This window comes from Shewanella sp., assembly GCF_047975355.1.
In the GTDB taxonomy this organism is placed as follows: domain Bacteria; phylum Pseudomonadota; class Gammaproteobacteria; order Enterobacterales; family Shewanellaceae; genus Shewanella.
The window spans coordinates 53,821-67,661 of the sequence record NZ_JBKEDJ010000006.1 but is presented as its reverse complement, the minus strand read 5'-3'; the positions used below and the strand labels follow the sequence as shown (position 1 = coordinate 67,661).

Genomic DNA, 13,841 nt, shown 5'->3' with positions numbered 1-13,841 from the left:
CCTTATTGGGTGCTTTTTTATGCGCAAAGCTTAATGAGCTAACCGAGTGGAATCGAGATTATTCGAACCCTGCTAGGCCGTATTCCTTTAGCCTTGCTCCGTTTGGAGGTGTGAGCGCGTCAGTGCAATCAAGGTATTCGAGTATTGGCGATAGTCTAAATAGGGCGTCAGCAGCACATGGTTTGCGTATGGATACTGTCCCTGCATTATTGTCGTGACGTCTTGTAATTTACCTTGAGACGCATGCAGTAATTGCAGCGCTGTTTGCTGAGCGTCAGTGGCGATATTGCTATCGACCGCAATCCCAAATGATGTGGCGGCAGCTTGCCCGCAGACAAGATGAAAACTGGCGTGGGGCGAGAGGCTATCGGCGCCAATCAAGAGCATTTGGTGTTTTTTGAGTAATAAGTTGTTGCGATAATGGCGCCAATCCTCACCGTGAGCACAAATTTTTGCCATAATTGTGAATATCTTACGCCAGTGATTGCCATTTAAGGCGATGAGTTCTGCTATCGCGTTATCCTGCTCCCAATGCCAATCTTCAGGCACGAGTGGGGGATTGGGGAGATAAAACGCATAGGTCGCTGCGGCTGGGCCAATATGCATAACAGTCGAATATGGGAGTCAAAGTGGGGCGGATCTTACCCTAACTTAGGAATACCGCCGAAACTAAATTGTCTTTAGATCAAATATTAAACATGACAGTTGAGGTTTATTTTTATCTAACCTTATAATTAGCTTGCGCATTTTATGGGATCCAAGGGACTAGAATGAAAGCTATTATCATAGGCTCAACCAAGCACTTATTTTTCGCTGCATTTTATGCCTGTTTGGGGATTGCCGTTGCCCTGCTACTGACGGGGATACACTTCCTTAATGCCAGACCCGATCTGTCCCTTTGGCATACTACGGAACTTAAAAACGAGTTCCATTACAACACCAAACTTGACAATTTTCGTGATTACATCGCCTTAGAAGATAAGTTATTTGCCGAAGTGGACAAAAAGGTCCTTCAAAAAGTGTCGGCGACAGATGCTTCGCCCGTAAATCGTTATGTTAAGGACAGTATGTCGGACCCCGCCCGTTGGCCTAATAACTGGAATCGCAGCTTCGAGTGGCCCAAGGCCAATGCTCCCTTTGGCGTATTGCTGCTACATGGTATGTCGGATTCGCCTTATGCCATGTCAAATCTGGCGGCGCATTTTAAGGATAAAGCTCATGTGCTTGGATTAAGACTCCCTGGACACGGCACCATCCCGAGTGGTCTCACTAGCCTATACTGGCAGGACTTAGCCGCAGCGGTAAATCTGGCAACGGCGCATATGAAACAAGAGCTTAAAGGTAAGCCTCTGTTTGTCATTGGCTTTTCAACGGGTGCTGCGGTCGCGCTTAACCATGAACTTGAGCGAATCAATCAGGAAAAAGCCCCCGATTATGCGGGGATGATTTTTATGTCGCCCGCCATCGGACTTGCCCCCATTGCGGCGGCGGCTCGGTGGCAGAGTTGGATTGGTCGTTTGCTCGACTTAGATAAGTTGCAGTGGAGCAGTATTCAGATGGAATACGATCCCTTTAAATACACTTCTTTTGCGGTAAATGCCGGAGATGTGGTTTACCAATTAGCGCTTCGTAATCAAAGTCTATTGAGTGGACTAACACCTTCGCAACGGGAACATATTCCAGATATTTTAACTTTTCAATCTGTGGCTGATGCGACAGTTTCGAGCGCCGCCGTAGTCAGTCTGCTGTACCAAGTCTTGCCTGAGAAAGGTCATGAGTTAGTGCTATTTGATATGAACCGCACTGTGATCAACAGTAAATTGATGACAAATGATCCGCTACCTACCTTGTTACCGACATCCACTGATAATATTCATTACCGTGGAACACTGATTGAAAATATCGATAGCGAAACCACTCAGGTTCAAGCGCGGGAATTTGGGCTTGTTTGGCAAGATAAGAGTGTACCTGAGGTGGAGCTTTTATCCTTGCATTGGCCACTGGGAGTGTATTCCTTGTCCCATGTGGCCTTGCCATTTAATGAGGATGATGGGCTTTACGGCATTAAAACCAATGAGAAATTACACCGGATCCAAATTGGCGCCGCTTCATCTCGAGGCGAGCGCGGCGTTTATAGTGTGCCCGCCGCGGAAATGCTACGCCAAAAATGGAATCCGTTTTTCCCCTATATGTTGTCGCGGATTGATCAATATCGCGCCGTGCACATGCCCCATTAACTGGTGATTAGGGTACAAACGACGCAGTTTCGCCCTTGTTCTTTGGCTTTATACAGGTTTTCGTCGGCCTGTTTTAACCAGACTTCAAGCGTTGAGCTATAGGTGGCATCGGCAATGATGGCGCCTATGCTCACTGTGACGCTAAAGGTCACTTGATCGGCTGGGTTAGTGATGACCACGCTGGCGAGTTTTTCACGGAAAGCATTAAGGTGTTGCTCAACTTTTAAGCTATTACACATAGGTAATATCAAGACAAATTCTTCGCCGCCATAACGGCATAGCAAATCAACATCACGTTTAAAGTGGCTCGATAACACCGCTGCCATTACCCTTAGGCATTCATCGCCCGCAAGATGGCCGTAGGTGTCATTCACTTGTTTGAAGAAGTCTAGGTCGAGCAGTACCACGGCAATCGCATCCTGGCCACGCTCACAAAGATCTTGGATTTTCAGGAATTGTTTCTCAGTATAACGGCGATTATACAAGTTAGTTAATGAGTCCCGCTCTGCCATGTCCTTGAGTTTGCGGTTAGCAATTTCTAAATCCATTGTGCGTTGCTTAACTTTATCTTCTAACTCGAGTTGATGGCTAAGCAGAGCTTGCTGATTGGCTTCTAAGCTCTCGTACAGGCTATAGATTTCTTGAGGCGTACTGCTATCCAATAGCTCGTGTTCAAACTTTTCATCATTGAAACTACCATCTTTATTTTGGCTAAAATGTTGCGCCAGTAAGGCGAGGGGAGTTGTCGTTAAACGGCTGATTGCTTTAGCGATAATGATAGCGCCGACCATACTCAATAACAGCAGAATTATCGTTTTAGTGTATTGATTTTGCGCTAAGGTCAGTAGGGGAACAAAGGGCTCCAACACATACAAATGCCAGCCGTTTTTTAGTTGATGGTGGGCGTAAATAAATTCAGGGGTATCAGCTTCCTGCTGATTGATATCCATCAGTTTTAATCGGGTACGGTATTCAGTACTACCCGTGACGTAGTTGAAAGGGGCTAAGGGTTGTAACCCGAGTCTTTCGGAGGCATAAACGATATTCTTTTTTTCATCCAATAAGATAATGGATTGTGTTTCGTGGTGTTGATTTTGATTATCAATGTTGGAGAAATAACTTAGGTCTAAGCTACCTTGCACTATGCCTATGGCGGTATTCGAACCTTCTTTAAAAATCGGAGCACTGATGGCGATGATGATGTCTTTATTGACCCCGTGGCCGATAAATACGGGTGAGACAAAGGTGTTATGGTGAATAAAGGCTTGAATAAAATAATCTCGGTTTTGCACATTCACTTTTTGTGGTAACTGATTAACCTGACGCAGTTTTTCCAGCGGACTCCCTGCCACTATCTCGCCGTCTTTATTGGCAATAAACATATTAGTAAAACTGGGGGTTAGCCCTTGGATACTATCGAGGACCAGTTGCCATTGTTCGAATGGCAAACCAGACACGCTGATAAATTTACCTACACTCGCAATGGTACGGGTATTGGTGCTGATATAGGTTTCGGTGGCGTGGCTTAGGGAGATACCTGTGTCATCCAGATTTTGATTAATTAACACCTGTTGTTTATCCATAAAATAATGATTAAACACGAGGGATGAGGCCAGTAAGCTGATGGTCGTAATCAAAATAAACAGGTAACTGAGCTGCGAACTCATAGTTCTGCGAGTATGGTTTACCAGCTTATCTTTTAAGTGCCACAAACTAGGAAGTGCCACGACACAAAGCTCGCCCAAGGTGGTGTAAAAAATGCCATTAAAGGCTTGTTTTATAGTGGTAAAGGGGATGTGGTAAGTTGGCATACCCGTGATTAACCAAAGGTATAGCCCCATTAATGGCAAGCCCAGCAACAGCCAATAGCAAATGCTGGCATAGAGTATGGGAAAGTCTCTTCGCCGTGCAAAACCCAACCACAGCGCCTCAAGCAAAAACACCAAATATACGTGGGCACTGGACCAAGCAAGCATCAAACCTGTTGCGGTAAATAGGGCCGTAAACAGGGCATACCAAGGCCCGAGTAAGATGGCCACAATCACCACTGCCGCGTTGCCTAAAATAAGCTGTACGTTGGCAAAGAGCGGAATAGGGTAAAGATTGAGCACCAAACCGAATAAACCGAGGAAGGTAGCTAACTTTAGATGGGCAATATTCAGAGCTGGTACACGCAAAGATAAGTCCCTTTAGTAAAAATTATGCTTAAAAAGCAATCGATTGCACTGAAACTATAAATTATATCTAGCTTAGCAGAAGTTTCTTAATTTGATATTGAATGGATCACTTAAGTTTGGTCTTAGCTCACAGTCTGGTATTTGCCATGGTTTTACGCGCCAGAAGCCATACTGTTTCTGGCAAAAATTCGCCACACAGACCAGAAACTAAGCAGTTGATCAAACTCATCTCACTAAGCACTTGCACAGAGGCGAGGCAATTGCTAAAGTCTGGCTCACTTAGGATGAACCCCAATCAATAGCATCTTAAGTAACAAGTGCTTAAGCTTATCTAAGATAAATTATTTAAGCACGATATTTCGGTATGTAGCGCAGCCCGGTAGCGCACTGTCATGGGGTGTCAGGGGTCGGAGGTTCGAATCCTCTCATACCGACCAAATTCATAAACAATAAAGCCTGCAATCTTAATCAGTTGCGGGCTTTTTTGTGTCTGTAATTTGGCATTTTACTGCTTAGAGGTGGTGAAACGGGGGGTAAATGGGGGTGAAACGGATTTCAAAATAACAGTGGCCAAGTATGCTGGTTGCCTTAGTTTTATTTATGGCTAATTTTAATCTCAGCGTGAGGTACTTCGGTCCATTGCAGATGATCCCGCACATAGATTTTGGTGGACTTGGCATCGGTGTGAGCCATCCGACCTTGAGGGTCAACACCCATATCAGAAAACAATCTGGCAGATAGCGCTCGGATCTCGTGGAAGGTTGGGCGCTGGCTCATTTCTAAATGGTCGCACAGACCTAACTCATCCCTTAATGCCGAAAAGGCTCTGCTAAGGTAATTAGGATCAAGCTGATAGCGGTGGTCTGTGGCCACACTTTGCTTATTGAGTTTGTCTGGTCGGCGATGAACCACATAAGGGCAAAGTAGCCCGTTGCGGCTCTTATCAATAATGGCCTTTAATACTTCACCAATCGGTATGGCCACATGGCTGGCTTCTTTTTCTTCTACCTTTTGGCGGTGAATAAATAGGGTGCCATAAATGCCATCGACAGGTTCATCAAACCATAGGCAACCACATTGGCCGTCCTTAGGTTTTTTAATGCTGTATTTAATTCGCGACACTTCAAGGCGTGCTTGGGTCGATTGCAAAGCAAGATCCATCGCTGTTTGTAACCATAGTGGCGCCGCGGCATGGATTTGTTGATACACTTCAAAGCTTAGGCGTTGGCGTTCTTTGCCTTTGGTTTTACGCTTTTTCATCTTTCGAGAGGCCGGATTATCTAACATGATGGACTGGTCGATCGCGTAGTTAATCAGTTTCTCTAAGAACCCCAGCTTACGGTTATGCACATTGGGACTGGCATCAGGATGATATTGGTTTAAATAGCCGTTGATATGCTCAAGGCTAATATCTTGGCTGCGAACCTCCGCAAAATAGGCTTTAACCCGTTCGGCATCGTTGCGCATGGTACTGGCCAGTTGTTTACTTGGCATTTCTTCTTTAAAGATCAGCTCTAAAAGTCGGTCCTCATGGCTGGCAAATGACTGGCCATTAGCCAGAGGCGACTCACACGAGGCCTCAATCAACTGATCCACACTTAACCCAACAGTCGGTCGCATTATGCGGTTGTACTCAACCGCAATTTGAATCGCCTGCACCTTATCTTTACCGAGTGTTTTGCGAACACCATTTACTAACGTAAAGCGGTAAGTGCCCTTAGATCTATCAAACATAAGGTGCTGAGGCAGGTTTTTATTATGCGACTTTTTTGGGCGAACCATGCTAAATACCTTGAGGGATGATTTTCACACTGATTAAATGCACTCTAAGTGCAATTCGGCAAGAGTTTTATAAGGATATTGCTGATTTTAAGAGGCTAATCGGTACAGGAAATGAGTTGTATATCTTAGAGCTTTTAGTCCAAAATCCATATAACTACGAATATTTATTAAGGGTATGCCTATGAAGTACTTAGTGGTTCTGTTATCAATTTTTATATGCAGTTTTACAGTGGCGGTAAATGCAACCACTTTCTCTAAAGATGAACAGTATATCGGCTTAGATTTGACTCCTTTATGTACAGTAGATGGACAAGTTACTCTTACTCTTACAAATACATCTGGCCAAAAATTATTTGTTGATCCACATATAGCTGACCCAGCTCTTTTTGATTTAGCTAGAGCAAGGATGTATCTCAGAAGTGTAAATGATAATAAGCTTATAGGTATGAGTCCGTTAAGTGATTATGTGAAAATTTCTAATTGGAGTGTGTTGCCTGTTGGGGGAGTCATTACTTACCCAATTGACTTTACGAAGCATGTTGCTTTAGATACTACAAAATTTTATAGAGCAGGAGCTGAAATTCGTATGAAAATTCTTCTTGAAAACGGTCAAGAAGTTGTTGTAAAAATTGATTCAGCAATTCTTAATAAATATGTAGACATTCAACCTGATTGCTTTATTTAAATTTTGTATAAAGTAGGCTTTGTCATGTTTTAATTGTTGATATAGTGATTAAGTTACTATTTTCTGTCGATAAGTAGCTGTACATCGCTCAGGGGGGGTTGTTAGCAAGTTGTTAATTGTTTAGCTGTTTTAATTTTTTGTTGGATTTTTACAGAGTTTTGTTAATTTTAGTAAATGGTAATAATTTAGAGAAAAATATAACTTTTAGGTATTCTTGTAAGTGTTAAATATACCCGCTATGTTTCTATATATTGAGCATGATAATAGCCGCTAAACTATTTCTTAAATGGTTGAAATTTATCTACAGTGGCTATGCCGCATGACAGACTTGATTTCTGCCTGCGCGTTTGGCTTGCATCATGGCCTGATCTGCATTATTGAATAAGCTTTCCAATAGGGTTTGCGCGTTATCGGGGTGATTGATTTCGGGCAAGATGATGGATGATATACCAAAGCTAGCGGTGCAGTGGATGCTGTGCTCATCTAGGTGCAGTGGCTGCGTATCAAATCCATGGCGAATCGACTCCGCAACTTGTACTGCTTGTTCATGGTGGGTATTGGGTAAAATCAGGCCAAACTCTTCGCCACCTAAGCGGGCGAGAATATCAGTCGATCTCAGCTTGGTTTGCGTCAATCTTGCGATATGAATAAGCGCTGCATCTCCCACGCTGTGACCCCAATGGTCGTTAATCCGCTTAAAATGGTCAATATCAAACATAATAAACGCTAGTGGTTGCGCAGTTTGCTGAGCTATTTGGCGGCCTAAATTGAAAAAAGCGCGGCGATTATAGAGCTTGGTGAGTTCGTCAGTATCAGCAAGGCGCTCGGCCTTGGATTTTGCCTCCATCAGCGCCTGTTCCATTTGCTTTCGTTCGGTAATATCGGTGGCGATCTCTATTCTCACCAATCGCCCATCTGTCCAACGAATGGCCTGATCTCGGCATTGGTACCAACGGCCATTTTGGGTATTTTGAAACTCCCACACATAGACGCCCGTAGGATTTCCCTCTGCATCCAGTAGTTTAGAGTTAGTACAAAATTGGCAAGGGGAGTTTTGGGCCGATTGCAGCACTTGATAGCACTTTTTACCTTTTGCATCACCCCAAACGGATACGCCATAGTCATTTAAATAGAGCAAATCATAGGTTTTTAAATCAGAGACATAGACCAGTGCATCTAAGCTATTGAGGATAGTATCAATGGCTTGACTGTAGTTTGTATCGAGGTCCATTCCGGCGTGTTGTGGGGCAATTTTTGTCATAGAGTTGCAGCCGTACTATTAAAAGGAGTACTAACAACATAGAGTACTATTTATAGATATTAATATAACCTAATAATATAAATCTGTCCGGTATTCAATTGATTATGTTGTCAATAAATAAGTTAGATTTTCCCCTAGTCACTATCTCTGCCGTGTCTGAAATTGTTGTAGTGCCATTCCTGCCTGTTGGATGAGTCTTAAATCTTATTTTTTAAGTAAGCGATGGCTTTTTGTGCCCGACGGGATAAAGGCCACTCGGCTCTGTGGATAAGCCAAATGGTGTCCACGACTTGACTGCCACACTCAACAACATAGATTTCATCTTGCCGCTCAAAAGCTTTGCGGGCATAGCGAGGGAGCACGGTAAAGCCAAGCCCCTTGGCGACGGGTTCGAGGATTAAGCTGATCTGATTAATAAAACCTTTGCAGGGGATCTCTTGGATACCGGGACTACCAGGATATTTGCGGCTCAATAAACGTGTTGCCATGGCTTCGCCATCGGGATGAGAGATAAATCCGAGGCGCTGTAAATCTTGCCAATGAGCGATTTTATGCCCCGCAGGCACAACCAACTCGAGCGGTTCTTCGGTAAAATGGCTACTGCAAATTCTGGGATCCGACGGCTTAAAGGTTACCATCCCCAGCTCATGTTGATTGGTCAGGATGGCGGAAAGTATTTCATTATCGGGTGCAAAACGATGATGAATTTTAAGCTGCGGAAACTCTGTTTGTAGCTGCAAGAGCAATGGGTAGAGCGTTAAGCCAATACTGCCTGGGGTGATAAGGCTGATTTCGCCAATATGCGCATCATCTTGGATGAGTTTTTGCTGTAAACGTTTTTCGGCGCAGTCTATATCTTTGACATAGCTCAGCAAATGTTCACCAATAGGAGTGATTTCGAGTTGACGGCTACGGCGCAAAAATAAGGTACCGTATTGTTCCTCTAAGCGACTGATATGCTGGCTGACGGCAGCTTGAGTGATACCTATGGCTTCCGCTGTACGGGTAAAGTTGCCTTTTTCTACTAACACAGCAAAGGTATTGAGCCATTGTGGATTAATCATAATGAAATCTTATGGAACCTATAATATAACAATGCTTTTAATTATGGCAGGTTCGCTTTAGTCTGTCCTCATCTTAGTTAACTCTCGGTTAGGACTATCAGATGACCCAACTATTTTCCCCATTCAGATTAAAAGATATCACCCTTAAAAACCGCATTGCGGTAGCGCCTATGTGCCAATATCAGGCTCTAGACGGGCTCAGCAATGATTGGCATCAAGTGCATTACACGAGTCTTGCCCGTGGCGGCGCAGGCCTCGTGGTGGTCGAAGCGACTGCCGTCTCGCCCGAGGGGCGGATCACCCCACGCTGCTTAGGCTTGTGGAACGATGAACAAGCGGCAGGCTTGGCAAAAATTGCCTCGGCAATTAAAGGCGCTGGCGCAGTGGCAGGGATCCAAATTGCCCATGCTGGGCGCAAAGCCAGTGCCAACATTCCTTGGGAAGGGGACGACCATATTGACGGTGATGAAGGATGGCAAACGATTTCACCTTCTGCTGTCGCATTTGGAGGGAACCTTGGCAAAGTGCCGACAGCCATGACGATTGAAGATATTCAGCGCGTGAAAGCAGATTTTGTGTCGGCGGCTAAGCGGGCGCTGGAGGCGGGATTTGAATGGTTGGAGCTGCATTTTGCCCACGGTTATTTGGCACAAAGCTTCTTCTCTACCTATGCAAACCAACGTACCGATGAATATGGTGGTGATGCGCAAGGGCGAGGTCGATTCCTGCTCGAAACGATTGAGGCGGTGAGGGCGGTTTGGCCCGAGCATTTACCGTTAACGGCGCGCTTTGGTGTGATTGAATTTGATGATAAAGACGAACAAACACTGAGTGAATCGATTGCGTTGGTGAAGCAATTTAAACTTGCTGGCCTCGATATGCTTAACGTCAGTATCTGTTTCTCCACCCCAACGGCCAATATTCCTTGGCGTCCAGCCTTTTTGGCGCCAATTGCCGAGCGAGTTCGCCGGGAAGTGGGTTTCCCCGTGGCAACGTCTTGGGGCATGGATAATCCACACCACGCAGAGCAAGCCATTCAGGATCAGCAAATGGATTTAGTGATGATAGGTAAAGCATTTCTGGCTAACCCGAACTGGCCTTATCAAGCGGCGCAAACCTTAAAAGTCTCGCGTCCATCTTGGGTGTTGCCTTCGTCTTACGCCCATTGGTTAGAGCGTTACTCCACCGTTAAAGCCGAATAATCCTTAACGGTTGATGCGAGTTTAGCGCCAACAAAAAGCCCCACGATGAAGTGGGGCTTTTGTTTATCACGCTTTTAAAAGAGAACTTTTACGGGCGGACTTTAGGAGCCTTGAACAAGAGATCCTCTTGATTAGTGATTATAGAGGCGACGGCCTTCTCGCATCACTTGGATAAGCTCCGGTGCACTCATCTTCTTGTGCAGCCTATGTTCAAAGTTTTCATCGTAAATGCGATATTTACCATGGCGGTCGATGACGGTGATTTCCGACTGTTGGTAAATGGCAAAAATGCGACTGTCACCGATGTAAATCCAGGTCTCTTGGCTCGGTTGCAACAGGCTACGGCCCGCGCTGTAGTCCGTGGTGTTATTGGTGCAACCTAAGATATGGGTCATCAAGGTAGGCACTACACCATAGTGGCTGGTGCGGTATTTAACCTTACTGCCGCCGACATTCGGCCAATGAATGACCATAGGCACTCTAACACTCTCGGGTGACAAATTGCGTTGGGCTTCATCGCTGTTGCTGGTAAATATCTTGCCGTTAACGCCGGTGATCACCACTAAGGTATCGCTGGGCAACTCACTCACTATCGTTTGGATTTGTTTATCAATAAAATTCAACGATTGGCGATATTGGTTAAATAACACCTTTTGTGCCGGTTTCAAATTCGCATCGGCCTTGACGGTTTCGATGCCGAGGAAGCCCACAGGGGTATCAAAATTCTCGGGTGCCTTCAGGTTGACGAGGGCAAACCATGGGCTCTGTTGCTCACTTTGCCATTGCTTAAAGTGGCCAACGCTGCGTAAATCTGCATCGGCACTGCCATTGGTTTCTCTGGCGATGACAGGGGGAAAGTCATTAAACATGGCCTGCGCTGAACGCAAATTCAGATTAGTTTCGGGGATAAACAAACCAAGTTGATAACCCGCCTGCTTAAAGCTTTGGGTCATCACTGGGCTAGTGCTATTGAAGATACGCGCATCGCCATAGCTACCTTGCAAGCCATAGAGCAGGGAAAACATGCCTGTTCTAAATTGATTGCCGCCGCTGTAGTGCTGAGTAAAGCTCTGATTCTGCTCGGTATACTGATGCAAGAACGGCATTGTCTTGGCGTCCACCATGTCGGCACGTAAGCTGTCGATGGTCAGTATTAACACATTAGGCTTGCTGTCTGCTTGGCACTGTAGTGGCTGTGTGGGGTAGCTGAGTGTGCTAGTCGCATGATTGGCTTCATCATCCGATTGCGAAGTCCCGTCAATGCCATGGCTTTCCATAAAAGAGCGAGCCGTCGCAGGGTATGATAGCGGGTAAGTATCATCGAAACGGGTAATTTCGGTGATATCGGCCGCATCTGCCCAAATGTGGATCAAATGGCTGCTAACAAAACACACCCCAATAAAGGTGATGACTTTATTGCCAAGATTCAGCTTTTGGATTTTCTCAATCCGTTTCCATAGGAAGTTGGCCGCCGTTAGCTCTATCACCAAAATGGCAATGGGCGTGACAATATAGGAGGTGCCGTGGAGCAGGGCACTTAAATCGGCCCAGGCCAAATCAAAGGCAAAGGGGCTTAAGTGCATACCATAATCGGCATACACTATGGTGTCATACAATAAGATACATAGGCTTAAGGTGGCGATAACCGCCGCTAAGCCCCTTAAGATCTTGGAGTAAGGCAAAATTAAGGTCAGCGGGAATAGGCAGATCAAGTAGGCGATAAAAGCAAGAAAACTGAACTGGCCAATGGTGCTGACGGCGAGGTAGCCCCAGCCAAACCAAGTTTCGGGATAACCCACACTGCTCAAATAGCGTGTGCCGACAATCATGGCCAATAGGCCATTAAAGAAGGCGAACCAATGTCCCCAGTTGATGAGTCGTGATACGCGATCGCGGCTCATTTGCTTTTTTCGCTCGACCATAGTGATCCGCTTATTCCTAAAAGACGTTGTATCTTATGTTGTTTTAACGATTGTTACTCGACTAACTTAATTGGATTTCACCGATTGTGCGAGTGCTTTCGCAAATTGTTCTGCCACCGCTTGGCGAGATTCGCTTGGCACTTTGCGCTCGAGCAGGTGAGTGACACAGTTGCCTAGCGCCATCAGGCTTAAGTCAGTGGGGGCTTTGTGCTTTTCGAGTACCGCTAAAATTTCGGCGATTAATGATTCAACTTGTGTGTTTGAGTATTTCGATTGGATTGCCATAATCAAAAAATGTTTCACTTTGGAATGGATTAGCGGCATATAATAGCGGATTTATTCCAGCATCACTATCAGGGCTTATGAGTATTAACATCGAACAAGCAATTATTCACGAGATTTCCCAGGACAGTCAGGGGCAATTACGCTGCCGTTTACGTCCTCAACCTCTGCTGAACAGTCAGGCTGTCGAGATGATGCTGGAAGAATTGCATCAGACCTATACCAGCAAATCCGGCAAAGGATTTGGCTATTTTGGTATCCATGGTGATGACGGTGAAGCCAATCCGGCATTTTCGAACGCATTGCAGGAATACCGTGCTGGGGATTTAGGTTTCGTAGAATTTACTGGCCAAGCCAGTAAGTTGTTGCAGGAAGAGTTGGCTAAATATGATTTTAGCCAAGGCGGATTCCTGCTGATGTCCTGCTATACCAGTATGGCGAGTGACTTTTTGTTTGTGGCGCTGCTGAGTGCAAAATCGTCGATGACAGTGCTCGATGATATGGAGCTGTCGCAGAACAACCACTTGGATTTAAACAATATTCAATTGGCGGCACGTATCGACCTCACCGAATGGCAGGCCGATAAAGATTCCCGCAAGTACATCTCCTTTATCCGTGGACGTGCTGGCCGTAAGGTGGCGGACTTTTTCCTCGACTTTATGGGCTGTGTCGAAGGTGTGAATACCAAGGCGCAAAATAAGACTCTAATGAATGTGGTGGAGGACTTTGTTGCCAGCAGCGATCTGACCAAAGAAGAGCGTCAGCAATGCCGTAATAAAGTATTTGAGTATTGCTCAGAGCGTTTCGATGAAGGCGCTGACATTGAGATCAAAGATTTAGCCGACGAACTCGCCGACCAAGGTATGGAGTCTTTCTATGACTTTGCCCGTGGTGGTAGCTATGAGCTGGATGAAGAATTCCCTGCCGACAAATCGACCTTAAGACAATTGAAGAAGTTTTCTGGCACAGGTGGTGGTGTCACCATTAGCTTCGATGGCGGACATTTAGGTCAACGGGTGATTTACGATCCAATTTCTGACACTCTCTTGATTAAAGGTGTGCCCGCTAACTTGAAAGATCAGTTAGATAGACGTCTTAAGGGCGAATAAGCCGCTAAGGATATTATCGCTTAAGCTTTAAGCGTCCGCTTTTTAAGCATCTAGCATTAAACAAAAAGACCGAGGATTAATCCTCGGCCTTTATCTTTTGCGCGAAAGCGACTTCTCTGA

Annotated in this window: 11 protein-coding genes and 1 tRNA gene; 5 read left to right on the top strand and 7 right to left on the bottom strand. The window is 45.3% G+C overall.

Translation table 11 applies throughout. The annotated features are described in order from the left end of the window. Nucleotides 1-87: 87 nt before the first annotated feature. The gene (locus ACK5NH_RS02990) at nucleotides 88-606 is read right to left on the bottom strand and encodes a DUF6942 family protein (RefSeq protein WP_416917734.1); all 519 of its coding nucleotides are present in this window, start codon (nucleotides 604-606) and stop codon (nucleotides 88-90) included. Nucleotides 607-770: 164 nt separating this feature from the next. On the opposite strand from ACK5NH_RS02990, the gene ACK5NH_RS02985 reads away from it, so the two are divergent. Next, nucleotides 771-2,237, top strand: coding sequence for an alpha/beta hydrolase (locus ACK5NH_RS02985; RefSeq protein ID WP_416917733.1), 1,467 nt, complete (start codon nucleotides 771-773; stop codon nucleotides 2,235-2,237). On the opposite strand, the gene ACK5NH_RS02980 is transcribed toward ACK5NH_RS02985, so the two are convergent. Next, nucleotides 2,234-4,414 carry a diguanylate cyclase gene (locus ACK5NH_RS02980; RefSeq protein ID WP_416917732.1) on the bottom strand — a complete coding sequence of 727 codons (2,181 nt, stop codon included), beginning with the start codon at nucleotides 4,412-4,414 and terminating at the stop codon, nucleotides 2,234-2,236. The genes ACK5NH_RS02985 and ACK5NH_RS02980 overlap by 4 nt on opposite strands. A gap of 360 nt (nucleotides 4,415-4,774) precedes the next feature. On the opposite strand from ACK5NH_RS02980, the gene ACK5NH_RS02975 reads away from it, so the two are divergent. After that, nucleotides 4,775-4,851, top strand: a tRNA-Pro gene (locus ACK5NH_RS02975). A gap of 157 nt (nucleotides 4,852-5,008) precedes the next feature. Here the strand turns inward: ACK5NH_RS02975 and ACK5NH_RS02970 are convergent. Continuing rightward, complete coding sequence (locus tag ACK5NH_RS02970) at nucleotides 5,009-6,148, bottom strand: recombinase (protein WP_416917731.1); 1,140 nt, start codon at nucleotides 6,146-6,148, stop codon at nucleotides 5,009-5,011. A 229-nt stretch (nucleotides 6,149-6,377) separates the two neighbouring features. Between ACK5NH_RS02970 and ACK5NH_RS02965 the strand changes: the two genes are divergently transcribed. Beyond that, complete coding sequence (locus ACK5NH_RS02965; protein WP_416917730.1) at nucleotides 6,378-6,881, top strand: hypothetical protein; 504 nt, start codon at nucleotides 6,378-6,380, stop codon at nucleotides 6,879-6,881. A 310-nt stretch (nucleotides 6,882-7,191) separates the two neighbouring features. Here the strand turns inward: ACK5NH_RS02965 and ACK5NH_RS02960 are convergent, their stop codons facing one another. Then, nucleotides 7,192-8,142: a diguanylate cyclase gene (locus ACK5NH_RS02960; protein WP_416917729.1), complete on the bottom strand. Its 951-nt coding sequence runs from the start codon at nucleotides 8,140-8,142 to the stop codon at nucleotides 7,192-7,194. Nucleotides 8,143-8,339: 197 nt separating this feature from the next. Beyond that, nucleotides 8,340-9,206, bottom strand: coding sequence for a LysR family transcriptional regulator (locus tag ACK5NH_RS02955; protein WP_416917728.1), 867 nt, complete (start codon nucleotides 9,204-9,206; stop codon nucleotides 8,340-8,342). Between the two features lie 101 nt (nucleotides 9,207-9,307). Here ACK5NH_RS02955 and ACK5NH_RS02950 point away from each other — a divergent pair, with 101 nt between their 5' ends. After that, complete coding sequence (locus tag ACK5NH_RS02950; RefSeq protein WP_416917727.1) at nucleotides 9,308-10,408, top strand: NADH:flavin oxidoreductase/NADH oxidase; 1,101 nt, start codon at nucleotides 9,308-9,310, stop codon at nucleotides 10,406-10,408. 131 nt (nucleotides 10,409-10,539) lie between these two features. On the opposite strand, the gene ACK5NH_RS02945 is transcribed toward ACK5NH_RS02950, so the two are convergent. Next, complete coding sequence (locus ACK5NH_RS02945) at nucleotides 10,540-12,330, bottom strand: DUF3413 domain-containing protein (RefSeq protein WP_416917726.1); 1,791 nt, start codon at nucleotides 12,328-12,330, stop codon at nucleotides 10,540-10,542. Nucleotides 12,331-12,396: 66 nt separating this feature from the next. Then, complete coding sequence (locus tag ACK5NH_RS02940; RefSeq protein ID WP_109285825.1) at nucleotides 12,397-12,615, bottom strand: YejL family protein; 219 nt, start codon at nucleotides 12,613-12,615, stop codon at nucleotides 12,397-12,399. Nucleotides 12,616-12,692: 77 nt separating this feature from the next. Between ACK5NH_RS02940 and yejK the strand changes: the two genes are divergently transcribed. After that, nucleotides 12,693-13,721 carry a nucleoid-associated protein YejK gene (yejK, locus tag ACK5NH_RS02935; RefSeq protein WP_416917725.1) on the top strand — a complete coding sequence of 343 codons (1,029 nt, stop codon included), beginning with the start codon at nucleotides 12,693-12,695 and terminating at the stop codon, nucleotides 13,719-13,721. The last annotated feature ends 120 nt before the right edge of the window (nucleotides 13,722-13,841 follow it).